The sequence below is a fragment of the Herbiconiux sp. L3-i23 genome (assembly GCF_023734115.1).
Classification (GTDB): domain Bacteria; phylum Actinomycetota; class Actinomycetes; order Actinomycetales; family Microbacteriaceae; genus Naasia.
Window position 1 is genome coordinate 1,501,116 of the sequence record NZ_AP025737.1, and the last position, 22,364, is coordinate 1,523,479.

General features: G+C 70.2%; 22 protein-coding genes and 1 pseudogene. 16 read left to right on the top strand and 7 right to left on the bottom strand.

Annotated features, from left to right (window positions below; all coding sequences use genetic code 11):
• Positions 1-23 precede the first annotated feature (23 nt).
• Positions 24-1,010 (top strand): pirin family protein, encoded by a 987-nt coding sequence (locus NGH83_RS07040; RefSeq protein WP_251858350.1) that lies wholly within the window; start codon positions 24-26, stop codon positions 1,008-1,010.
• Between the two features lie 30 nt (positions 1,011-1,040).
• Complete coding sequence (locus NGH83_RS07045) at positions 1,041-1,340, top strand: GNAT family N-acetyltransferase (protein ID WP_251858351.1); 300 nt, start codon at positions 1,041-1,043, stop codon at positions 1,338-1,340.
• A gap of 289 nt (positions 1,341-1,629) precedes the next feature.
• On the opposite strand, the gene NGH83_RS07050 is transcribed toward NGH83_RS07045, so the two are convergent.
• Positions 1,630-2,577 (bottom strand): PAC2 family protein, encoded by a 948-nt coding sequence (locus tag NGH83_RS07050; protein WP_251858352.1) that lies wholly within the window; start codon positions 2,575-2,577, stop codon positions 1,630-1,632.
• A gap of 140 nt (positions 2,578-2,717) precedes the next feature.
• Here NGH83_RS07050 and NGH83_RS07055 point away from each other — a divergent pair, with 140 nt between their 5' ends.
• From NGH83_RS07055 to lnt, 10 genes are all read left to right on the top strand, one after another.
• A complete protein-coding gene (locus NGH83_RS07055) occupies positions 2,718-3,419 on the top strand; it encodes an HAD family phosphatase (RefSeq protein ID WP_251858353.1) in 702 nt (233 codons plus the stop codon).
• Positions 3,416-4,447, top strand: a complete 1,032-nt coding sequence (locus NGH83_RS07060) for a tRNA (adenine-N1)-methyltransferase (RefSeq protein WP_251858354.1) — start codon at positions 3,416-3,418, stop codon at positions 4,445-4,447. Before NGH83_RS07055 ends, NGH83_RS07060 begins: the two co-directional genes overlap by 4 nt.
• 90 nt (positions 4,448-4,537) lie before the next feature.
• The gene (locus NGH83_RS07065; protein ID WP_251858355.1) at positions 4,538-5,494 is read left to right on the top strand and encodes an FKBP-type peptidyl-prolyl cis-trans isomerase; all 957 of its coding nucleotides are present in this window, start codon (positions 4,538-4,540) and stop codon (positions 5,492-5,494) included.
• A 44-nt stretch (positions 5,495-5,538) separates the two neighbouring features.
• The gene (locus tag NGH83_RS07070) at positions 5,539-6,549 is read left to right on the top strand and encodes a YafY family protein (RefSeq protein WP_251858356.1); all 1,011 of its coding nucleotides are present in this window, start codon (positions 5,539-5,541) and stop codon (positions 6,547-6,549) included.
• Entirely contained in the window at positions 6,549-7,523 is a 975-nt protein-coding gene (locus tag NGH83_RS07075; protein ID WP_251858357.1) for a YafY family protein, read from the top strand. Before NGH83_RS07070 ends, NGH83_RS07075 begins: the two co-directional genes overlap by 1 nt.
• A gap of 9 nt (positions 7,524-7,532) precedes the next feature.
• Entirely contained in the window at positions 7,533-7,880 is a 348-nt protein-coding gene (locus tag NGH83_RS07080; protein WP_251858358.1) for a hypothetical protein, read from the top strand.
• A complete protein-coding gene (gene tatA, locus NGH83_RS07085) occupies positions 7,870-8,124 on the top strand; it encodes a twin-arginine translocase TatA/TatE family subunit (protein ID WP_251858359.1) in 255 nt (84 codons plus the stop codon). The genes NGH83_RS07080 and tatA overlap by 11 nt, the downstream gene beginning before the upstream one ends.
• A 2-nt stretch (positions 8,125-8,126) precedes the next feature.
• Positions 8,127-8,915 (top strand): twin-arginine translocase subunit TatC, encoded by a 789-nt coding sequence (gene tatC / locus NGH83_RS07090; protein WP_371872782.1) that lies wholly within the window; start codon positions 8,127-8,129, stop codon positions 8,913-8,915.
• A complete protein-coding gene (locus tag NGH83_RS07095; protein ID WP_251858360.1) occupies positions 8,912-11,368 on the top strand; it encodes an RNA helicase in 2,457 nt (818 codons plus the stop codon). The genes tatC and NGH83_RS07095 overlap by 4 nt, the downstream gene beginning before the upstream one ends.
• Positions 11,358-12,911, top strand: a complete 1,554-nt coding sequence (lnt, locus tag NGH83_RS07100) for an apolipoprotein N-acyltransferase (RefSeq protein ID WP_251858361.1) — start codon at positions 11,358-11,360, stop codon at positions 12,909-12,911. Before NGH83_RS07095 ends, lnt begins: the two co-directional genes overlap by 11 nt.
• Before the next feature lie 100 nt (positions 12,912-13,011).
• Here the strand turns inward: lnt and NGH83_RS07105 are convergent, their stop codons facing one another.
• From NGH83_RS07105 to NGH83_RS07120, 4 genes are all read right to left on the bottom strand, one after another.
• Complete coding sequence (locus tag NGH83_RS07105; RefSeq protein ID WP_251858362.1) at positions 13,012-13,380, bottom strand: RNA polymerase-binding protein RbpA; 369 nt, start codon at positions 13,378-13,380, stop codon at positions 13,012-13,014.
• 147 nt (positions 13,381-13,527) lie between these two features.
• Positions 13,528-14,301 carry a glycerophosphodiester phosphodiesterase family protein gene (locus NGH83_RS07110; protein WP_251858363.1) on the bottom strand — a complete coding sequence of 258 codons (774 nt, stop codon included), beginning with the start codon at positions 14,299-14,301 and terminating at the stop codon, positions 13,528-13,530.
• Positions 14,298-15,482 (bottom strand): SPFH domain-containing protein, encoded by a 1,185-nt coding sequence (locus NGH83_RS07115; RefSeq protein ID WP_251858364.1) that lies wholly within the window; start codon positions 15,480-15,482, stop codon positions 14,298-14,300. The genes NGH83_RS07110 and NGH83_RS07115 overlap by 4 nt, the downstream gene beginning before the upstream one ends.
• Positions 15,479-15,979, bottom strand: a complete 501-nt coding sequence (locus NGH83_RS07120; protein WP_251858365.1) for an NfeD family protein — start codon at positions 15,977-15,979, stop codon at positions 15,479-15,481. Before NGH83_RS07120 ends, NGH83_RS07115 begins: the two co-directional genes overlap by 4 nt.
• A 73-nt stretch (positions 15,980-16,052) precedes the next feature.
• Here NGH83_RS07120 and NGH83_RS07125 point away from each other — a divergent pair, with 73 nt between their 5' ends.
• Together NGH83_RS07125 and NGH83_RS07130 are read left to right on the top strand one after the other, a co-directional pair.
• Positions 16,053-16,826 carry an SDR family oxidoreductase gene (locus NGH83_RS07125; protein ID WP_251858366.1) on the top strand — a complete coding sequence of 258 codons (774 nt, stop codon included), beginning with the start codon at positions 16,053-16,055 and terminating at the stop codon, positions 16,824-16,826.
• Positions 16,827-16,837: 11 nt separating this feature from the next.
• Positions 16,838-17,290, top strand: coding sequence for an NUDIX hydrolase (locus NGH83_RS07130; RefSeq protein WP_251858367.1), 453 nt, complete (start codon positions 16,838-16,840; stop codon positions 17,288-17,290).
• A gap of 58 nt (positions 17,291-17,348) precedes the next feature.
• Here the strand turns inward: NGH83_RS07130 and NGH83_RS07135 are convergent, their stop codons facing one another.
• Positions 17,349-17,837 carry a MarR family winged helix-turn-helix transcriptional regulator gene (locus tag NGH83_RS07135; protein ID WP_251858368.1) on the bottom strand — a complete coding sequence of 163 codons (489 nt, stop codon included), beginning with the start codon at positions 17,835-17,837 and terminating at the stop codon, positions 17,349-17,351.
• Between the two features lie 56 nt (positions 17,838-17,893).
• Between NGH83_RS07135 and NGH83_RS07140 the strand changes: the two genes are divergently transcribed.
• A complete protein-coding gene (locus tag NGH83_RS07140) occupies positions 17,894-19,990 on the top strand; it encodes an MMPL family transporter (RefSeq protein WP_251858369.1) in 2,097 nt (698 codons plus the stop codon).
• Positions 19,987-20,712, top strand: coding sequence for a phosphatase PAP2 family protein (locus NGH83_RS07145; RefSeq protein ID WP_251858370.1), 726 nt, complete (start codon positions 19,987-19,989; stop codon positions 20,710-20,712). The genes NGH83_RS07140 and NGH83_RS07145 overlap by 4 nt, the downstream gene beginning before the upstream one ends.
• On the opposite strand, the pseudogene NGH83_RS07150 reads toward NGH83_RS07145, so the two are convergent.
• Positions 20,678-22,351: pseudogene (locus tag NGH83_RS07150) on the bottom strand (cation:proton antiporter). The gene NGH83_RS07145 and the pseudogene NGH83_RS07150 overlap by 35 nt on opposite strands.
• Between the last annotated feature and the right edge of the window lie 13 nt (positions 22,352-22,364).

Consider the following 22,364-nt stretch of genomic DNA (forward strand, 5'->3'; position numbering starts at 1 on the left):
GCGATGAGTGAGACGATGGGCGCGTGACCAACCTCGAGCGCGATCCCGGCGTCGTCACTGGCGTCGATGCTCCCGCGCGCTCGGCGGTCGAGGTGCTCACCCCGCGCGACGTCCCGCTCGGCGGTGTGCGATCGATGACGGTGCGTCGCACGTTGCCGCAACGCCGGCGCTCGCTCATCGGGGCGTGGTGCTTCGTCGACCATTACGGTCCCGACGATGTCGCCGCGACCGGGGGTATGCGGGTGCCCGGGCATCCCCACACCGGCTTGCAGACCGTCACCTGGCTGTTCGAGGGCGAGGTCGAGCACCGGGACACGGTCGGCACCGTGTCGCTGATCCGCCCGGGCGAGGTGAACCTGATGACGTCGGGCCACGGCATCGCGCACTCCGAGTACTCGACCCCGCTCACCTCTCGCCTGCACGGCGCCCAGCTGTGGATCGCGCTGCCCGACGGACGCCGTGCGGGGCAGCGTGACTTCCAGCACTACGCCGCGCCGCAGGTCGTCTTCGGCGGCGCGCGCCTGCGGGTGTTCCTCGGCGAACTCGTCGGGGAGAGCTCACCGATCCGCACCTGGAGTCGCGTGGTCGGGGCGGAGATCGCTCTCGACCCCGACGCGTCGCTCGATCTGCCGGTCGACGCCGGGTTCGAGCACGGGGTGCTCGTTGACACGGGGTCCGTCCGGCTCGATGGCGTCGCCGGGGAGGCCGCGGAGCTGCTGTTCAGCGCCGCGGGCACCGATCGGCTGCACCTGCAGGCGGGATCCGACGGCGCACGGCTGCTGCTGATCGGCGGCGAGCCGTTCGGTGAGGAGATCGTGATGTGGTGGAACTTCATCGGCCGCAGCCATGAGGAGATCGCCGAGCACCGCCGCGCGTGGCAGGCTCGGGTCGCCACGTTCGAGGACGGCTCGTCCGGCGATGTCGACGACTTCGGCGCCTTCCCGGTCGCGTGGGACCGGGTGCTGCCCGCCCCCGAGCTTCCGACGGTGCGGCTGAAGCCGCGCCGCTGACACGAACGAACCGAACCGAGAGGACGCCCGATGAGCGACGAGACGACAGTGCGCTTCGACCCCGACCACGACCGCTACGTCGCCGAGGTGGGCGGCGAGTACGCCGGTGTTGCGCAGTTCCGCCCCGAGGGCGACGACGTGTGGGTGTTCACGCACACGGTCGTCGACGAGTCGATGGAGGGACGCGGCGTCGGCAGCGCGCTCGTCCGCGCGGCGCTCGACGGCGCCCGCGAGAACGGCAAGCGCATCGAACCGCAGTGCCCGTTCGTCGCCGCGTACGTCCGCAAGCACCACGACTGGGACGACCTCCTAGAGCCTCCGGCCGCCTGAGCGCGGGCTGCGCTCTCGATACGCTCGTTCCTCGCTACTCGAGCCGTCTCGGTGCGCTTCGCTTACTCGACGACCGGGCTGTTAGACCGCGTCCTTCGTATCGCTGCGCTCAACGGGCGGGCCTTGTCCCGGTCGTTGAGTAGCGACGAAGGAGCGTATTGAATCCCTGGCGCAAGCGTGCGCCATGGGCCCAGGGTCGAGTAAGCGGAGCGCATCGAGACCGCAGGGCCGACGTCCGGGTGGGGAGTAGCGCCCTTCGTATCGCTTCGCTCAACGGGCGGGACGAGCGTCAGAGGGGTTGGTCGCCGCCGGCGAAGCCCTCGCGGCCGTCGCCGCGACGGCGGAGGTAGCGTTCGAACTCCTTCGCGATCGCCTCACCGCTCGCCTCCGGCGAATCGACGGTGTCGCGGGCCTGCTCCAACTGCTCGATGTACGCCGCCATGTCCTCGTCCTCACCGGCGAGAGCATCGATGCCCGACTCCCACGCGGTCGCCTCGTCCTCGAGATCGCCGCGGGGGATCGGCAGACCGACGATCTCCTCGAGCTTCTCGATCAGCGCGAGGGTCGCCTTGGGCGACGGAGCGTTGTGCACGTAATGGGGGACCGACGCCCAGATCGACACCGTCGGGATCCCGACCGCGTCGGCGACATCGGCGATCACGCTGAGAATGCCGACCGGCCCCTCGTAGGTGCTGCGCTCCAGCCCGAACTCCTGCCGCAGCTCGGCGCTCTCGCTCGACGCGAACACCGAGATGGGACGCGTGTGCGGGACGTCGGCGAGCATCGCGCCGAGGACGACGATGCCGGTGATGTCATGCACCAGCGCCTGATCGAGGATCTCCGCCGAGAAGCTCTTCCAGCCGCGTGACGGCTCGCTGCCGACGAGCACGAACACGTTCTCGATCTCCGACAGCGGCGCATCGGAGGCCGCCGATTGCCCGTCGGGGACGACCTCGGGCTGGACTCCGCGGGGCAGAGCCGCCGACGAGGTGGCCGGGCCGTAGAAGGTCGCGGACGGCCAGCGCAGTGCGCGGTTGCCGTCGTCGTCGGTGTAGATCACGGGGCGCGTGAACTGGTAGTCGAAGTACTGCTCGGGGTCGGACTCGTGCAGCGCCGTCAACCCGAGGGCGTCGCGGAGCACGGTCACCGCACCCGACGCCGCTTCGCTCGCGTCGTTCCAGCCTTCGAAGGCGACGACGAGAAGGCGTCCTTCGCCGAAGCGCCGTGTCTGATCCACGAGCCCACCCTTCCTTTTCGCCGCAGGTGGCGCGAGCGCTGCTCCACTGGACGCCGCGCTTCCACGCAGCTCCAAGGATAGGTCCTGGATGAGGTGCGCCGACCGGGGCGGGTGCCGCGCGCGCCGTAGACTGGTTCCCCGTGAATGCCGCCCTTCCCTCCGCCGTGCTCTGGGACATGGATGGAACGCTCATCGACAGCGAGCCGTACTGGTTCGACTCGCAGAGCGAGCTCGTCGCCCGCTACGGCGGCACCTGGACTCCCGAGGACGCGCTCGACCTCGTCGGGGCCGGTCTCTGGTACAGCGGCGAGGTGCTGCGCGCCAAGGGTGTGCCGTGGGAGATCGACCGCATCGTCGACCACATGACCGACGAGGTGATGGACCGCATCCGTCAGGAGGTCCCGTGGCGCCCGGGCGCGCGGGAACTGCTGCGCTCGCTGCACGACGCCGGCGTGCCGACCGCGCTCGTCACCATGTCGATCCGACGGATGGCCGAACTGGTCGCCGACGCCATCCCCGAGGCGATCGGCATCGACGGTCCCGCCTTCGAAGTGATCGTGTCGGGCAGCGACGTCGAGCTCCCGAAGCCGCATCCCGAGGCGTATCTGCTCGCCGCCGAGCGGCTGGGCGTCCCGATCGAGGACTGCGTCGTCATCGAGGACTCGGCAACGGGCCTCGCTGCGGCTGTCGCCTCGGGCGCGACGGCGATCGCCGTGCCGCACATCGTCGAGATCCCCGACACCGACCGACACACGACATGGCCGACGCTCGACGGACGCGGCATCGACGACATCACCGAGCTGCTCGCGACCCGCGGCACTCGGATCGAGGAGGACGCGTGAACTTCGCAGGGCCCTTCCGAGAGGGCGACCGAGTACAGCTGACCGGGCCTAAGGGCCGGCTCAACACGATCATCCTGGCCTCGGGCAAGCAGTTCCACAGTCACCGCGGGGTGCTCGACCACGACACCCTCATCGGGCTCGATGACGGTTCGGTCGTCGAGAACTCGGCCGGGGTGAAGTACCTCGCGCTTCGTCCTCTGCTGTCCGACTTCGTCATGTCGATGCCGCGCGGCGCCGCGATCGTCTACCCGAAGGACGCGGCCCAGATCGTCGCGCGCGCCGACGTGTTCCCCGGTGCGACCGTGGTCGAGGCGGGTGTCGGCAGCGGCGCGCTCAGTCTCTGGCTGCTGCGGGCCATCGGTTCGGAGGGGCGGCTCGTCTCGTTCGAGCGCCGCGACGAGTTCGCCGACGTCGCCCGCGGCAACGTGGTCGGCTTCACCGGCGAAGACCCCGACAACTGGAGCATCGTCTCCGGCGACCTGACCGAGCAGCTGCCGAACGCCGTCGAGGCGGGCAGCGTCGACCGGGTCGTCCTCGACATGCTCGCCCCGTGGGAGTGCATCGGCGTCGTCGCCGACGCGCTGACCCCCGGCGGAGTGGTGCTCTGCTACGTCGCGACGGTGACCCAGCTCTCGCGGGTCGCGGAGGCGATCCGCGACACCGGGCTGTTCACCGAACCCGAATCGAACGAGACCCTGGTGCGCGGATGGCACGTGCAGGGTCTCGCCGTCCGCCCCGATCACCGGATGGTCGCGCACACCGGATTCCTGATCACCGCGCGCCGACTCGCCCCCGGCGCCGTGCTGCCCGCGCCGCAGAAGCGCGCCTCGAAGACCGAGTACGGCGACGAGGACGTCGAGATCTGGACTCCCGGTGCGCTCGGCGAGCGGTCGGTCAGTGACAAGAACCTCCGCAAGCGCGCCCGGGAGGCGCAGGCCGGCGCCGCCGCCTCCCTCGCCCGCGAACAGCGTGACAGAGACAACCACGACGAAGACGACGAGGAAGACGGCGACGCGACGGGGGAGTGACGAGCGCATCAGTCGGTCGGCGCGTCGCGCGCGGTTAGACTGATCCGCGGTCGCGAGGGCGACCATTTCGACGAGGTAGGAACAGCTGCGATGAACTCCCGACACGTGCGCGCCGCCGCCGCCATCGCGACGACCGGTGTGCTCGCCTTCGCCCTCACCGCCTGCTCGACGGGTGACCCCGGCTCCTGCGGCGACCCCGTCGCGAGCGGGGGAGCGTCGTCGACCGTCACGGCGACCGGGTCGCTCGGCGACCAGCCCGACATCGAGTTCCCCACTCCTCTCTACTCCGACGGCATCCAGGCCTCGACCCTCATCGAGGGCGACGGTCAGCCGCTCCAGGACGGCCAGTGGGTCGGTCTGCAGCTCACCCTGCTGAGCGGCACCGACGGCTCGGTCGTCGGCACCTCGTCGTACGACGAGGGCAGCCCCAGCCAGTTCGAGTTCGGCGACCTCGTCATCCAGGGGCTGCAGGACGGCCTCGAGTGCAAGACCGTCGGCTCGCGCGTCGCGGTGACACTGCCCGGCGAGGAGGCCTTCCCCGACGGCAACGTGCCGCAGGGCATGTCCGCCGACGACTCGCTCGTCGCGGTCGTCGACATCATCTCGAGCGTCACCTCTCGTGCGCACGGCACCATCCTGCCCTCGGAGGCAGGAGTGCCCTCGGTCGTCCGCGCCCCTGATGGCCGCCCCGGCATCACCCTGCCGACGGGCGACGCTCCCACCGACCTCCGCGTCTCCACCCTGATCGCGGGCGACGGTGACGAGACCGTCGCCGAGGGCGACTCGGTGCTCGTGCAGTACACCGGCGTGCTCTGGGAGGACGGCACCGTCTTCGAGTCGTCGTGGGACACCGGAGAGCCGCTGACCCTGGTCGCCAGCGAGGACTCGACGATCAGCGGCTTCGCGAAGGCGATCATCGGCAGGAAGGTCGGCTCGCAGGTCGTCGCCGTGCTCCCTCCGGATGAGGCCTACGGCGAGCAGGGATCCGCCGCGATCCCGGCGAACTCCACCCTGGTGTTCGTGATCGACATCCTGGCCGTTCAGTAGTCGAGGCGAAACCCACCCCCGAAGCGAGCAGCGAAAGAGAGCCGATGGCGGATACGGTTCCGGCGGAGGAGCGTCTCTTCAGCCTCGTGCTCGCGCTGATCGCCACCGAGCACGGCCTCACGAAGGCCGAGATCCTCTCGAGCGTGCAGGGGTACCGGCAGCGCTACGCGCCGGGCCGCGACAACGCGACGCTCGAGCGTCAGTTCGAGCGCGACAAGGACGACATCCGCGACCTCGGGGTGCCGCTCGAGACGGTCGAGTCGCCGCTCGAGACCGGCAACAACCAGCTGCTGCGCTACCGCATCCCCAAGGGCGCGTACGACCTGCCCGACGAGGTCACCTTCACGCCCGAGGAGACGACGCTGCTGAACCTCGCCGCCGAGGTCTGGCGCGAGGGGTCCCTCTCCAGCGAGTCGCGGCGGGCGCTGCTGAAGCTCCGCTCCCTCGGCATGGAGGTGGACGACAGCACGATCGGATACGCGCCTCGGGTCCGCGTGCGGGACCCCGCTTTCGACACCCTCAGCGAAGCGATCGCCCGGCACCTGGTCGTGCGCTTCGCCTATCTGAAGCCGGGCGAGAGCTCGGCGACCGTGCGCACCGTCGAGCCGTACGCCCTCGTCACGCACGAGGGGCGCTGGCACCTGTCCGCGCGCGACCTCGGGCGCGACGCGATGCGGAACTTCCTGTTGAGCCGGATCACCGGTGCGGTGACGAAGACCCGCACCGTCTTCGACGCCCCCGACGGCGATCCCGCCGCCGACGCGATCGCCGAGCTCGACCGCGTTCTCGCCGCCGGGTCGGTGACGGTCGACGTCGTACCGGGCTCCGACGCGGAGCGACGACTGCAGGTCCGCGACCATCAGGACGCGCCGGTCGTTCAGGGCGACGGCCGGCGTCGCCTCGTCGTGGGCTGCGCCGACCCCGCGCTGATCGCCGACGAGATCGCCTCGTACGGCCCCGAAGCTCGGGTCGTCGAGCCGGCGTCGGTGCGCGACGCCGTCATCGCCCGCCTTCAGCGCGTCGCGGAACGGCACTCGGATCGGAGGGCTCACTGATGGCCAAGCCGCTCGGCGCCCAGGACAAGCTCGCCTTCCTGCTCTCACTGGTGCCCTACCTCATCGAGCACGACGGCGTCACCGTCACCGAGGCGGCCGCCCACTTCGGCGTCTCCGACGACGACATGCGCGACGCCATCCGTCTGATCGCCGTCTCGGGCGTGCCCGGCGAGAGCTCCGCCTATCAGCCCGACGACCTCTTCGACATCAACTGGGACGCGTTCGAGGATCACGACCTGATCGAGCTGACCCACGCGGTCGCGATCGACGACTCGCCGCGCTTCTCGGCGCGCGAGGCGGCGGCGCTGCTCGCCGGGCTGCAGTACCTGTCGGCGCTCCCCGAGAACCTCGATCGTGCCGCGATCGCCTCGCTGTCCCGCAAGCTCGCGAGCGGCGCGTCGTCGGCCCCGAGCCCCGTCGCCGTGTCGACCCGCCAGACCGACCGCGCGCTCGGGCCGCTGCGCGAAGCCCTCGTGGCGGGCCGTCAGGTCGAGTTCGACTACCGGGACGCCCGCGGCGTCGTCGAACACCGCGTCGTCGACCCGCTGCGCATCGACTCCGAGGATCTCAGCTGGTACCTCCGCGGCTGGGACCACAGTCGCGAGGCGGTGCGCACCTTCCGCGTCGACCGGATGAGCGACCTTCGGGCGACCGAGAAGGAGATCGTCCGCAGCCGCGGCGAGGTGTCCATCTCTGACACGCTCTTCGAGACCTCGCCCGACGACCTGCTCGTGCAGATGGAGGTCGCGGACAGCGTGCTGCCGCTCCTTGGCGACTTCCTCCCCGACGGCACCCGGACGACCCGGGGGACTGTGAGCGGCACCACGACGGTCACGGTCCGCGTCGGTCACTTCCATTCGCTCAAGCGTCTCGTCGCGGGGCTGCCCGGGCTCATCACCGTCTACTCGCCCGCGGCGGCGCGCGACGCCGTCGCCGACTGGGCCTCTCAGGGCCTCGCCCAGTACGGGCAATAGGCTCGTCGCATGCCGCCGTGGTCGTGGGTGCTGATCTGGGTGGGCCTCGTGCTCGCCCTCCTCGCCGTGCTCGCCGCGTGCGGGTGGATGCTGTTCCGCAAGGCGATGACCGCGGCGGAGGCGCTCGGCGAGCTCACCGCCAAGCTCGACCTGCTCGACGGCGCCCGCGAGGAGCTCGCCCCCGAGCCGTTCGTGCCGAGCATCCTGCAGCCGCGCAGTGAGGTGGACGCCCGTTACGACGCCGTCCAGGAGGCGCGATCCGAGCGTCGGGAGCGTCGCCGCGAGCTGCGAATCGCGCGGGGTAGACTGTTGACTTCAGCGGAAGCCACTCGAAGGGTCGTAGACGATGCTCGGTAATCTCACCGGTTGGCACTTCCTGATCGTCCTCATCGTGATCCTGCTCGTCTTCGGGGCCACGAAGCTCCCCGCGCTCGCCAAGAGCGTCGGCCAGTCGATGAAGATCTTCCGCAACGAGATCCAGACCGACAAGGTCGAGACCGAGAAGCGCGACGCCGAGACCCCCGTGGTGTACACGGAGGAACCTCCCGCCGGGATGGCGGCCCCGGCGGCCAGCGAGCCTGATCACAAGCCAGAGAAGTAGGCATGGCCACGCGCCCGGCGCGCGGCTCCAATCGTGAGCGTCGGATGACGCTTCGCGATCATCTGGTCGAACTGCGCAGACGTCTGCTCATCTCCGCCATCGCCCTGCTCGTCGGCATGGTGGTCGGGTTCCTCATCTCCGAGAACATCTGGGATGCGTTGCGGGCGCCCGTCGTCGAGATCGCGTCGCAGCACAACGCGAGCATCAACTACACCAACATCTCCGAAGCCTTTGACCTGCGTCTGCAGATCGCGTTGTACACGGGGCTCGTGCTGTCGGCTCCCATCTGGCTGTTCCAGATCTGGGCGTTCATCGTGCCGGGCCTCAGTAAGCGCGAGCGCGCCTACAGCTTCGGCTTCTTCTTCGCCGCGGTTCCGCTGTTCTTCGGCGGGTGCTTCGCGGGCTGGTCGGTGTGGCCGCACATCGTCGAACTGATGGCGAGCTTCGTGCCGCAAGAGGACTCGAGCTTCTACAGCGCCCGGTACTACTTCGACTTCGTGCTGAAGCTCATCATCGTGGTCGGCATCGGTTTCGTGCTGCCCGTCTTCGTCGTGCTGCTCAACTTCCTCGGGGTCGTCTCCGCCCGCGGCATCATCGGCGCGTGGCGGTGGGCGATCGTCGGCATCACCGTGTTCACCGCGATCGCGACGCCCGCCGCCGACGTGTTCTCGATGTTCCTCCTCGCGATCCCCATGGTCTTCCTCTACTTCGCCGCCTGGTTCATCGCGTTCCTGCACGACCGGGCGGTCGCACGTCGGGTCGACGCGCTGAGCGCCGAGCTCGTCACGTGAGCCCCGAACTCTCCCCGTCCGAGCGGTATGCGGCGTCCCGTGCCAAGCGCGAGGCGCCGCTCGTCGAGACCTTCGCCGCCGGTCTCTCGTTCGAGATGGATCCCTTCCAAGAGGCGTCCTGCCGCTCGCTCGAAAAGGGTCGCAGCGTGCTCGTCGCGGCCCCCACCGGCGCGGGGAAGACCCTCGTCGCCGAGTTCGCGGCGTTCCTCGCGATGCGCGGATCGCGGTCGAAGCTGTTCTACACGGCGCCGATGAAGGCGCTGTCGAACCAGAAGTTCAACGAGCTCGTCGACGAGTACGGGCCCGACGAGGTCGGTCTGCTGACCGGCGACACGAACGTCAACGCCGGCGCCCGCCTCGTGGTCATGACCACCGAGGTGCTGCGCAACATGCTGTACGCCGGGTCGGCGCTGCTCGACGACCTCGAATACGTGGTGATGGACGAGGTGCACTACCTCGCCGACCGCTTCCGCGGGGCGGTGTGGGAGGAAGTGATCATCCACCTCCCCGAGCACGTCCGCCTGGTTTCGCTGTCGGCGACGGTGTCCAACGCGGAGGAGTTCGGCGACTGGCTGCAGGCGGTGCGCGGCGACACCGACGTGATCGTCTCGGAAGAGCGTCCGGTGCCGCTCGATCAGCACGTCCTCGTGCGCAGCAAGCTCGTCGACCTCTTCGACACCCAGTCCGCGCTCGACGCGGCGTCGGCGGGCAAGGCGGCGACGCATCGGGTCAACCCCGAGCTCGTCCAGCTGGCCCGCTACGGCTCGCGCACGGTCGGTGGCCGCGGCAACGACGTCGGCCGCCGGCACCCGCGCGCCCCTCGCCCGGACAGCGGGCGCATGGATCGCTCCGAGATGATCTCGATGCTCGGCGAGCGCACCCTGCTCCCGGCGATCTTCTTCATCTTCAGCCGCGCCGGCTGCGACGCCGCGGTCCGCCAGGTGATGCGCGCGGGCGTGCGTCTCACCGACGCGGAGGAGCGCGGCGAGATCCGCGCGATCGTCGAAGAGCGCTGCAGGACCCTGCTCGACGAGGACCTCGCCGTGCTCGGCTACTGGGAGTGGATGGAGGGACTGCTCTCCGGGGTCGCCGCCCACCACGCCGGACTCCTGCCCGCGTTCAAGGAGGTCGTCGAGGAGCTCTTCCAGCGCAAGCTGGTGAAGGTCGTCTTCGCGACGGAGACGCTGGCCCTCGGCATCAACATGCCGGCCCGCACCGTCGTGCTCGAGAAGCTCGAGAAGTTCAACGGCGAGGCCCGCGTGCCGATCACGTCGGGGGAGTACACGCAGCTCACCGGTCGCGCCGGTCGGCGCGGCATCGATGTCGAGGGGCACGCCGTCATCCAGTGGAGCGACGGTCTCGATGCGCAGGCCGTCGCCGCGCTCGCGTCACGGCGCAGCTACCCGTTGAACTCGAGCTTCCGACCCACCTACAACATGGCCGTCAACCTCATCGAGCAGTTCGGCCGGGCGCGCACCCGCGAGATCCTCGAATCGAGCTTCGCCCAGTTCCAGGCCGACCGCGCCGTCGTCGACCTCGCCCGCAAGGTCCGCCAGCAGGAGGAGTCGCTCGCGGGCTACGAGAAGGCGATGAAGGATGACACCGGCCGAAGCGGCGATTTCGCCGAGTACGCCGCGATCCGCCGCGAGATCAGCGACATCGAACGCCGCAACGCCCAGAACCGCGACCGCGGACGCGGTCAGCGGGACAAGGATCAGCGGCAGCTCGCCGCGCTGCGGCAGCGCCTGCGTTCGCACCCGGCCCACTCGTCGCCGCGCCGCGAGGAGCTCTCGCGCTGGGCCGAGCGCTGGTGGCGGCTGAAGCGGCAGACCGACGAACTGCGTCGCCAGATCGAATCGCGCACCGGCGCCGTGGCGAAGATCTTCGACCGGGTCAGCGAGGTGCTGCTCGACGAGGGCTACCTGAAGCGAGGCGACGACGACCTCGTACTCACCGGCAACGGCACCATGCTGAAGCGGATCTACGGCGAGCGCGACCTGCTCGTCGCCGAGACCCTCCGTCGCGGTGTGTGGCGCGAACTCGACCCCGCGTCGTTCGCGGCGCTCGCCACCACCCTCGTCTTCGAGCCTCGGCGCGAGGAGGCGGTCGGGGAGCGGTACCTGCCCCGCGGTGCGTTCCCGGCCGCGCTCGAACAGTTGCAGGAGATCTGGGCGCGACTCGACGACGTCGAACAGCGGCACAGGCTGCCGGGCTCCAATCCGCCGTCGACGGGTCTCGCCACGGCGATGCACCGTTGGGCGCGCGGTGGCCGGCTCGATCAGGTGCTGCGCGACGCCGACCTGCAGGCGGGCGATTTCGTGCGGTGGTCGAAGCAGACCATCGACCTGCTCGACCAGATCTCGATCGTCGCCGACGGCAAGCAGGCGCGTACCGCGCGTCAGGCGATCGACGCGATCCGGCGCGGCATCGTGGCGTACAGCAGTGTCGGCTGACCCCGAGCGGGGAGCACCTCTGCCGTTGTGGGGAGCGCTCGTCACCGCGCTCCTCGCCGGCTTCCTGCTCGACGGCGCGTTCCCGGACCGCGGGATCTGGCCGCTCGCGTTCGTCGGCATCGGCATGGTCCTCGTCGCACTCCAGGGTCGCCGCGCCGGGGCGGCGTTCCTCGTCGGTCTGGTCTTCGGGCTGAGCTTCTACCTGACCCACATCGAGTGGGCGACGCTCTTCCTCGGGGACGTGCCGTGGATCGCTCTGTCGACGCTGCAGGCGTTGTTCGTCGCCGCGGGGTCGACGCTCATCACGCTCGCCTACCGGTGGGTGCCGCGGGTGTGGCCGTCGCGTGCAGGGCGGCTAGGTCTCCTCCCGGTGGTGGTCGCCGGGCTCTGGATCGCCGACGAAGGCATCCGCTCGGTGTGGCCCTACGGCGGCTTCTCGTGGGCTCGGGTCGCGATGTCTCAGGCCGAGAGCCCGCTCCGCGACCTCTTCGCCTGGTTCGGCATCTCTGGCGTCGGCTTCCTGATGGTCTGGCTCACCGCCTTCGCCGTCGCGGTGCTGCAGGCGTTCCTCGCTACCCCGCTTCGGGGAGCGATGGGCGCACGGCGGCCGGTGATGAGCGCTCTCGCCCTGGGCATCGCCGTCGCTGCGACCCTCGCCGTTCCGGCGTGGCAGACCGCCGTGGACGGCACTCTCCGAGTCGCTGCGGTGCAGGGCAACACCCGCTCGGGCTACTTCGACCAGCGGGACTATCAGGGTGAGATCCTCGACGGCCACCTCGCCGCCACGCTGCCCGCGCTCGACGACGATCCCGACGTGATCGTGTGGCCCGAGGGGGCGGCCGACCTCGACCCGCTGGAGTCGCGGTCCGCCGCCGAGGCGATCGATCTGATCTCGGAAGCCGCCGACGCTCCCGTTGTGCTCGGCACGATCACCGAGCGCGGCGACGACGTCTTCAACTCGTCGCTGCTCTGGCAGCCGGGGGAGGGCGTCACCGATATCTACGACAAGCGCCACCCCGTGCCCTTCGGCGAATACGTCCCCGACCGCGAGTTCTGGGAGCCGTTCGCACCCGACCTGATCGGCCTCATCGGCCGCGAGTACACCCCGGGAACGACGAGCCCGATCTTCGACCTCGGCGACGCGGTCGCCGCCGTCAACATCTGCTTCGACATCGTCGACGACGCACTGCTGCGCGAGAGCGCCCGAGACGGGGCGCAGATCATCTTCGCGCAGACCAACAACGCCGACTTCGGGCGCACCGACGAGAGCGTGCAGCAGCTCGCCATCGCCCGCATCCGCGCCCTCGAGACCGGTCGGGCCGTCGTCAACATTTCGACCGTCGGATCGAGCGCGATCATCGGTGCCGACGGGTCGACGGTCGACGCGATCCCCGCCTACACCACGGGGGTAATGGTCGACGACGTCGAGCTGCGCAGCGGGCTCACCCCGGCCGTCCTGCTCGGCGGACAACTGGAACTGCTCGTCGGCGGATTCGGCCTTCTCGTCCTCGCGGGAGCGGGCATCCTCAGCCGGCGTCGCTGACCACACCCGTCGTGACGGGGGTCAGGCAGTCGTCGGCGCACAGAAAGAGGGCCGCCGGGGGAAACGGCGGCCCTCAGGGGGGAGAAGTTCGGGGTGCGGGTCAGGAAGCGATCGTCTGCTTCTTGCCGCGACGTGCGCGCAGGTACTGCAGGCGCTCTTCGAGCAGCTCCTCCAGTTCGGCGCGCGTGCGGCGCTCGAGCAGCATGTCCCAGTGCGTGCGAGGAGCCTTCGTCTCGGTCTGCTCCTGGACGACGCGCGAGCCGTCAGCCTCGAGCAGCACACCGTCCTTGCCCGACTTCGGAGAAGTCCAGGTCTCGGGGATCTCGGCGTCTTCGGCGAACGGGACCTCGAAGGTCGTTCCGTCGTCGGCCTGATAACGGGCGATCGTCCTTCCGGAGAAGACCACGCCCTCTTCGCTCTGCAGGCTCTGACTGCCAAGTCGCATGCCGCGCAGACTGCGATCCGCCATTGTGTGACTCCTCTCGCTTGGGGTTGTGCCTCCCAATGATGAACCCCGGGGTGGGGGACATGATTCCCGACAGGGTGATTCCCAGGGGTTTCCCGGTGATGGAGAGGCATGATCCGAGGTTTTCGGATCGGGGTACGTCGGACGAGTTTAGCGGTCGCGTCGGAGCACGCCGACCAGCAGGTCGCACCGGTCGGTGACGATGCCGTCGACCCCGGCGTCGAGCATGCGCCGCATCTCGGCCGGGTCGTTGACGGTCCAGATGTGAACCTCGCGCACGGCCCGGTGCAGGCGCTCCAGCATGGCCGGCGTCGTCGTCGCGATTCCCAGTACCGACGCGGGAATCTGCAGGGCGTCCACCCGGCGGAGCACCCTCGCCGCCAGGGCCACGGCACCGATCCGGGCGAAGAGGATCGCGAGAGCCGTCTCGATGGCGGATGCGGAGGTCGCGACCGAATCGAGTCTCCGGATGGCCGCCCTCCGACGACGCCTGCTGAAGGAGGTGACGAGGACGCGGCCCTCGGCGCCCGCCTGACGGATCGCGGCGGCGGCGGGAGCGGCGGCCGCCGCCGCCTTCACGTCGATGTTGACGAGGGCAGACGGAAAGGTCTGCAAGGCCTCGGACAGGGTACAGATCTCGAGCCGACCCGTGGCCGCGTCGCGCAGCTCGTCGAGGGTCAGTCGGGCAACGACCGCGTTGACGCCGTCGTCGCCGAGGACGCGCGCGAGGTCGGCGTCGTGCATGATCACCGCGTGGCCGTCGCGGGTGGCGTGCACGTCGGTCTCGAGATGCGTCGCCCCGGCATCGAGCGCCGCGGCGAACGCCCCGAGGGTGTTCTCGGGTGCGTTCGTCGCAAGGCCGCGGTGCGCGATCACCCGCGGCCGCGGCGGCGCGAAGTAGTCCGCTCCGCGCACCGTCGTCACGCGGTGTCGGGGCGCGGCGCCTCGGGCTCCTGCCCACCGCCCGCTCCAGCGACGCCGTTGCCGTCGGTGGTGCGGGCGTCAGCCGGGCTGTCAGCGACCGTGCTCTCCGCGATCGGTTCGTCGAGTCGCCCCGTGGTGGGGCCCGCGTCGGGGGCGGCGTCGTCGGAGGCGCGGGCCGCGCCTTCGCGCGCCTCATCCGCCGAGCGACGCGCGGCCGCCGCGGATTCGGCGGCCTTCGCCCGCGCCTGATCGGCACGCTCGTCGTCGACCGGGCGCGCGTCGGCGATCTTGCCGCCCAGCGCGCCGCCGATGCCCTTCAGCGCCTCCGTCAGTTCGCTCGGGATGATCCACAGCTTGTTCGCCGAGCCATCGGCGAGCTTCGGCAGCATCTGCAGGTACTGGTAGGCGAGCAGCTTGCTGTCGGGGTCGCCGAGGTGGATGGCGTTGAACACCGTCGTGATCGCCTCGGCCTCACCCTCGGCGCGCAGCACCGCCGCCTTCGCGTCACCCTCTGCCCGGAGGATCTCGGCCTGCCGGCGACCCTCGGCCTCGAGGATCTCGGACTGCTTCGTGCCCTCGGCCGTGAGGATGGCGGCGCGGCGGTCGCGCTCGGCGCGCATCTGCTTCTCCATCGAGTCCTGGATGGAGTGGGGCGGGTCGATCGCCTTCAGCTCGACACGCGAGACGCGGATTCCCCACTTGCCCGTCGCCTCGTCGAGCACGATGCGCAGCTGCCCGTTGATGTTGTCGCGGCTGGTCAGCGCCTCTTCGAGGTTCAGGCCGCCGACCACGTTGCGCAGCGTGGTCGTCGTGAGCTGCTCGACCGCGCCCAGGTAGTTGGCGATCTCGTACGTCGCGGCCCGGGCGTCGGTGACCTGGAAGTAGACGACGGTGTCGATCGAGACCACGAGGTTGTCCTCGGTGATCACCGGCTGCGGCGGGAAGGACACCACTTGCTCGCGCATGTCGACGAGCGGGCGGACCCGGTCGATGAAGGGCACGAGGATGCTGAGCCCCGGGTTTAGGGTGCGGTGGTACTTGCCGAGCCGCTCCACCACTCCGGCGTAGGCCTGCGGCACGATGCGGATCGCCCGGATCAGGACGACGATCACAAAGACCGCCGCGACGACGAGCAGGGCGATCACGGAGATCTGCCCGGCGAACTGTTCGAACCCGATCATTCGGGGGTTCCTCCTTCTGTGGCGGCAGCAGCGCCGTGGGTGGCGGGCGCGCGCATGACGAACGCGGTGGAGCCTTGGATCCGGGTGACGACAACGGGGGTGCCCGCATCGAGCGGATCGGATGTGCCGGGCGCGAGGTGCGCGGTCCACGTCTCGCCGTTCGCCAGCCGCGCCTGTCCGCCGGTCTCGCCGATGGCGAGGACGACTCGTCCGGCCATGCCGAGCAGAGCGTCGACGTTGCTGGGTGTCGGATCGGCGCCGCGGTGCATCACGCGCAGCAGCAGCGGCCGGATCGTGAGGATCAACAGCACCGAGAGCGCGAGAGCGACGAGGATTTGAAGCCACCACGGACCGCCGAGCAGATTCGTCGCGAGTCCGCCGACGCTGCCGGCGGCGATCATCAGGAACGTGAACTCGAGCGAGAGCAGTTCGATGATGACGCAGACGAGGATGACGACGAGCCACGCGATCCACGCGAATTGAGTGAGGTCTGGCAAGGCGTCGCACCACCATCGGTTCGGGGCTTTCCCTCGAATCTATCAGCGGCTCCCTGATTGGTAGTCTCGGGCCGTGCCAGTCTCTGCATCGAACCCTCTCGCTCCCTCGTCCCTCGACGGCAAGCGCGCCCTCGTCACCGGCTCCTCGCGCGGTATCGGCGCCGACACGGCCACCTACTTCGCCGAGGCCGGCGCCCGTGTGGTGATCAACTACCGGAACAAGGAGAAGCGGGCGCTGCAACTCGTCGACAAGCTCGCCGCGGCGGGCGGCACGGCCATCGCCGTCGGAGCCGACCTCACCGACCGGTCCGCCGTCGAGGCGATGATGGACCGGGTCCGCGAGGAGTGGGGCGGCCTCGACATCCTGGTCCTCAACGCTTCGGGCGGCATGGAGTCGGGAGTCGAAGCGGACTACGCCTTGAAGCTGAACCGCGACGCGCAGGTCGGGGTGCTCGACGCAGCGCTTCCGCTGCTGTCGCAGGGGAGCCGCGTGGTCTTCGTCACGAGCCACCAGGCGCACTTCATCGAGACCACCCCGACCATGCCGGAGTACGAGCCCGTCGCACGGTCGAAGCGCGCCGGCGAAGACGCGCTCCGCGCGCGCATCGCCGAGCTGCAGGACAAGGGCGTCGGGTTCGTCGTCGTCTCCGGCGACATGATCGAAGGCACCGTGACCGCCACGCTCCTCGACCGCGCCCGCCCCGGCGCCATCGATGAGCGCAAGGCCGCCGCCGGTCGCCTCTACAACGTCTCCGAGTTCGCGGCCGAGGTCGCCCTCGCCGCCGTCGAGCCCCTTCCCGCCGACAACACCCGCCTCGTCGGCGACGTGTCGAGCTTCACCGACTGATCGAGCGGAACGTGGCCCCGGTCTTCCGCGCGACCTCGCGGGTGCTCCTGTTCGATGAGGACGACCGCGTCCTGCTCTTCCTCCAGTACGGGAAGTCGCATGACGTCGCCCCGCGCTGGATCACGCCCGGCGGGGGAGTCGATCCGGGGGAGACCCACGACGACGCCGCCGTGCGCGAGGTCCAGGAGGAGACGGGCCTGGTGCTCGACTCGGTGCCCGCAGCGTTCTGGAGTCATGATTTCGACGCCGATCAGCGCTGGCACGAGTATCTGCGCGGCCACTCCGACTGGTACGCGGTGAGGGTCGAGCGGTTCGACCCGGTCGACGCCGGGTGGACCGACGAGGAGAAGACCGACATCGTCCGCTCGAAGTGGTGGTCCCTCGACGAGCTCGCCGCGACCGACGATGCGGTCGAACCGGCCGATCTCGCCGCGCTCGCCCGTCGAGGGCACGCCACGCTCTGACCCGAGCGGTCTTCCACGAGACTCGCCGTCGCTGAGCGGTGCCGCTCCTCGTGAGGCGCTACTGCTCCTCGCCGAGGACGTCGCGGTAGACCTCGAGCACGTCGCCGAGGAAGCGCGTCACGGTCGCGGCGTCCTCCTCGCTCAGACGCGCGGTCACCTCGGCTACGCCGCGGATGAGCGGCATCAGCTCGGCCGCAGCGCGGTCCACCGACTCGCGCGCCGGGGTGACGACGATCTTGCGGCGGTCGTCGGGATGAGGGTGCCTCGAGGCATGCCCCAGGTTCTCGAGTCGGTCGACCATCATGGTGGCCGCCGCCGTCGAGATGAGCAGGCGCCGGGCGAGCTCCGACGGCGGAAGCGGTCCCGACACCATGAGGTGCTGCATCGCGGAGAGATCGGTCGGGCCGACTCCGAGCGTGTGGCCGAGCCGTCGTTCGAAGTCGCCGGAGAGCTCGATCATCTGACGCAGCTGCCGTGAGATCTCGTCGCCTCGTGGCATCGCCTCGAAGGCGTTCTTCTCCGCTTCGGAGTTCGGGAGATCGTTCACCGTGACAGTCTAGGACTCGTATCGCTAATCTAGTTAGCGAAACGAAGGAGGTTGCGGTGTCCGTTGTCGCTTGGCTGGTCGCACGGAGTCGACGCGCGTGGATCACGGCGGTCGCCGGTGCGCTGATCGTCGGTGCGCTGTTCGTGGCGCTGCCCAAGGCGGCGGTCGAGGGCGCACCCGAGGGTGGTCTGCCCGAGACCGCGGAGTCGGCACGCGTGTCGGCGATCCTCGAGGAGTTCCCTTCGGCCGACGTCACCGCGGGGCTACTGGTGTGGTGGCGTGCCGAGGGTCTGACGGACGCCGACCGGCAGGCCGTCACGGAGCGGGCGAGCGCCCTCGCCGAGGAGTCGATCACTCCGGAGGCGGTGCGGCCGCAGTTCAGCGACGACGGCGAGGCGGCCCTCGTGGCGGTGCCGCTCGACGGCGCCGAGGCGGAGGACGACGTGACGGCGTCGGCCGACCGGCTCAGGGCGATCGCAGCGGACGATCTTCCTGCCGGGCTGCAGTCGGCGCTCACCGGGCCCGTCGGGTTCCAGGCCGATGTCACCGGTGCCTTCGCGGGAGCGGACCTCCGCCTGCTCCTCGTCACCGTCGCGGTCGTCGCGCTGCTGCTGATCATCACCTACCGCTCGCCGCTGCTGTGGATCGTGCCGCTGCTCGTGGTCGGAGCCGCCGACGGGCTCGCCCGGTTCGTGGTCGCCGCGATCGCGGAGGCCACCGGCCTCCCGGTCGACGCCTCGATCGCCGGCATCCTGTCCGTGCTCGTCTTCGGGGCGGGGACCAACTATGCGCTGCTCCTCGTCGCCCGTTACCGGGAGGAGCTGCGGCACCGCGCCGATCGGTTCGAGGCGATGGCGGTCGCGGTCCGCAGCGCCGGCCCCGCGATCCTGGCGAGCGCCGGCACCGTCGCGCTCAGCCTGCTGATGTTGCTCTTCGCCGAACTCGCGGGCAATCGGGCGCTCGGCATCGCGTGCGCGATCGGCATCGTGCTCGCCATGTCCTTCGCCCTCCTGCTCCTGCCCGCGGTGCTGGTGCTCTGCGGCCGCGGGCTGTTCTGGCCCTTCGTGCCGCGGGCCGGCGACGGGGAGCAGAGGGTCGGATTCTGGCGCCGCCTGGGCGACGCCGTGTCGCATCGGCCCGCCCTCGTGAGCATCGCCTCCGTCGCGGGTCTCGTCGTGCTCGCCCTCGGCCTCGGCGGCTACTCCGTCGGGCTCTCGCAGACGGATCAACTGCTCGGCGACCCGGAATCGGTGCAAGCGCAGGAGGTCATCGACGACTCGTTCTCGGCCGGCGCGACGGGTGGCACCATCGTCCTCGCCCGCGATGCGAGCGTCGGTGACGCCGTCGCGATCGCCGAGGACGTGCCGGGGGTGTCGAGCGCTCGTCCCGGTGAGAGCGCCGACGGGTGGACGCGAGTGGACGTCGGCCTCGACGCGGAGCCGCAGAGCGACGAGGCCTTCGCGGCCGTTTCCGCCCTCCGGAGCGCGTTCGCGGGGCAGACGGGCGAGGTGGGGGAGAGTCTCGTCGGCGGATCCGACGCCACCGAGCTCGACATCCGGGATGCGGCGGGGCGCGACCTCGGACTCGTCGCACCGCTGATCCTCGGGGTGGTCTTCGCGGTGCTCGCGCTGCTGCTGCGCTCGCTCGTGGCGCCCGTCCTGCTGCTGCTCACCGTGGTGGCGACCTTCCTCGCGTCGCTCGGAGTCTCGACGTGGCTGTTCCAGAACGTGTTCGGCTTCGCCGCCCTCGACACGGGAGTCACGCTGTTCGCGTTCCTCTTCCTCGTGGCACTCGGCGTCGACTACAACATCTTTCTCACCACCCGTGCGCGGGAGGAGCGCGCCCGCGAGGGCACCCGTCGCGGCATGGTGGTCGCCCTCGCGACGACGGGAGCCGTCATCACGAGCGCCGGTGTGCTGCTCGCCGCGGTGTTCGCCGTGCTCGGCGTGCTCCCCGTGGTCGCACTCGCCCAGATCGGGCTCATCGTCTGCATCGGTGTGCTGCTCGATACGCTCGTCGTCCGCACACTGCTCGTGCCCGCACTGGTGATGCTGGTGGGGGACGCGTTCTGGTGGCCGAGCGGCTTCCGGTCGCCGCACTCGCACGCGGCGACGCGCGCATCGTCAGGTCGCGCCGCTAGCGTGAGCGGATGACGGAGCAGCCGGACCCTCGCACCATCGAGCGCGCCTCCGACGTGCAGCGGCGTTGGCCGCTCTTCAGCGGTCTCGCCGCGCTGGCCCTCGTCATCGTCGGTGGTGCGCTGATCGCGGTGCGCGAGTTCGAGGTCGTGCCCTACGCCATCGACGACGCGTGGATGAACACGCTGATCGCCCTGCGCACTCCGTTCCTCGACGGGGTGGCACGCGTGTTCGACATGTTGGGCGGGGGAGTGGTCGGCGTCTTCGTCGTGCCGATTGCGGTGCTGCTGCTGCTCCTTGCGCTGCGTCGCTGGTGGGCGGCCCTGTACTTCCTCGCGGCCAGCGTCGTCAGTGCCGGACTCGTGCAACTGGTCAAGAACACGGTCGACCGGCCGCGACCCGAGGAGATCCTCGTCGCCGTCGACTTCGGTTCGTTCCCGAGCGGACATGCAGCGAACGCGGCGACGATCGCGGTGGTCTTGGGCATCGTGCTGCGGCGCTGGTGGGTGTGGGCGATCGGGGCCCTCTGGGTGGTCGGCATGATGCTCAGTCGCAACTACCTCGGCGCGCACTGGCTGACGGACACCGTCGGCGGGCTGGTCCTCGGCACCGGGGTCGCGCTCGTTCTGTGGGCGCCGTTCGCCTTGCGGCTCTACCGCGAGGACGTCCGTCGCAAGTCGGGGGAGCGGGCCGCCGACGTCGTCACCCTCGAGTCGGAGAACCGGACGCCGTCTTGACGGCGAGCTCTTCCGCGTCGATCGCGGCGAGCACGTCGCGCACCGCGTACTCCTCGTAGCGCCCCTCCGCACGCGCGGAGATGACCGCATCACGCTCACCGCGAAGCATCGCCTTGCGCAGGGAGGTGTACGCCATCAGCTGCGGCTCGTCGGATTCGGCGTCGAGGTCGCCGACCTCGGCGAGGAAGCTGGCGTTGTCGCGCAGGCGCGTGAGCACCCGCTCGTCGACACCGTCGTGGTCGAGGCTCTCGAGCAAGCGGAGGCCTGCCGCTTGCGCCTCGGCGGTGAGCAGCTGACGCTGGGTGCGCTCCTGAGCGTCGTTGGGGGCCGGCAGGTGCAGGAGACGGATGAGGATCGGCAGCGCCAACCCGCCGAGCAGGCTCGCGACGATCACGACGACGGCGAGCAGCTGCAGGAACGCCCGATGCGGGGTCTCGTCGGGAAGGAGGAACACGGCGATGAGAGTCACGACGCCCCGGACGCCCGCCGCGCTGACGGCCACGCTGTTGCGCCAGCCCCAGCGTCGTTCGCGCAGGCCGCGTGGACCGAAGCGGTAGAGGGCGGCTGACGCACTCACCCAGGCGGCGCGGGAGAGGAGCACGGCGGCGAGGACGGCGACGACGATCCAGATCGCCGGCCAGACGCCCGGGAAGTCGTCGACGGCGGCGTCGACGATGCCGGAGAGACTCAGTCCGATGAGGAGGAAGACCGCGTTCTCGAGCAGGAAGCCGATGGTGCGCCAGTTGATCGACTCGGCGATGCGGGCCGATGCCGACGAGGTCGCGGGGGAGCGGTAGGCGAGGAAGAGACCGGCGACGACGACCGCGAGCACACCCGAACCGTGCAGCAGCTGGGTCGGGATGAAGGCGACCTACGGGGTGATGAGCGAGATGCTGGTGTCGAGCACGGGTGCGCGGAGTCTGCGGCGGATGGCGGCGAAGACGAAGCCGGTGGCGAGCCCGCCGGCGAGGCCGACGCCGACCGCGAGGAGGAGGTCGACTCCGATGACCCCGGCCGTCACCGTGTCGGAGGTGATGGCGAGGATCGATGCGTTGAGCGCGACGAGGGCGACCGCGTCGTTCAACAGGCTCTCGCCCTCGAGCACGGTCACGAGGCGCCGGGGGAGTCGGAGTCGTCCGACGACCGCGTTGACCGCGACGGTATCGGTGGGGGCGACCACGGCCCCGAACGCGAGCCCGGCGGCGAGGGTGATCCCGGGGACGACGAGCCACGTGGTGACGCCGACGGTGAGAACGGTGAACGCGACGAGTCCCACCGACAGCAGCAGGATCGAGTCGAGTCGCGCCCGGATGTCGACGACCGATGTGCGGATGGCCGCCGCGAACAGCAGGGGCGGCACGACGGCGTAGAGGATCGTGTCCGACTCGACGACGACCTCGGGGACGAACGGCAGGAACGACGCGACCGCGCCGATCGCGACCAGCGCGACCGGCGCCGACCAGCCCAGCCGTCCGGTGAGTCCGGTGACGCCGACCGTGACGATGACGAAGAGGACGACCCAGATGATCGTCATGACCGAATCCGATTCCACGTCCACTCCTCCTGCGATGCCTTGCCTGCGATTCCCGCTTGCGATCCGCTGCGCCTGGTCTGCAACCGCGGACGGCCCTCCGATCATCCCGTCAGGCACC

Bases quoted from the DNA above. Each gene is read 5' to 3' on its own strand.
- NGH83_RS07045 (WP_251858351.1), top strand. From the start codon at position 1,041: ATGAGCGACGAGACGACAGTGCGCTTCGACCCCGACCACGACCGCTAC.
- NGH83_RS07065 (WP_251858355.1), top strand. From the start codon at position 4,538: ATGAACTCCCGACACGTGCGCGCCGCCGCCGCCATCGCGACGACCGGT.
- NGH83_RS07070 (WP_251858356.1), top strand. From the start codon at position 5,539: ATGGCGGATACGGTTCCGGCGGAGGAGCGTCTCTTCAGCCTCGTGCTC.
- NGH83_RS07075 (WP_251858357.1), top strand. From the start codon at position 6,549: ATGGCCAAGCCGCTCGGCGCCCAGGACAAGCTCGCCTTCCTGCTCTCA.
- NGH83_RS07080 (WP_251858358.1), top strand. From the start codon at position 7,533: ATGCCGCCGTGGTCGTGGGTGCTGATCTGGGTGGGCCTCGTGCTCGCC.
- tatA (WP_251858359.1), top strand. From the start codon at position 7,870: ATGCTCGGTAATCTCACCGGTTGGCACTTCCTGATCGTCCTCATCGTG.
- tatC (WP_371872782.1), top strand. From the start codon at position 8,127: ATGGCCACGCGCCCGGCGCGCGGCTCCAATCGTGAGCGTCGGATGACG.
- NGH83_RS07105 (WP_251858362.1), bottom strand. From the start codon at position 13,380: ATGGCGGATCGCAGTCTGCGCGGCATGCGACTTGGCAGTCAGAGCCTG.
- NGH83_RS07115 (WP_251858364.1), bottom strand. From the start codon at position 15,482: ATGATCGGGTTCGAACAGTTCGCCGGGCAGATCTCCGTGATCGCCCTG.
- NGH83_RS07145 (WP_251858370.1), top strand. From the start codon at position 19,987: ATGACGGAGCAGCCGGACCCTCGCACCATCGAGCGCGCCTCCGACGTG.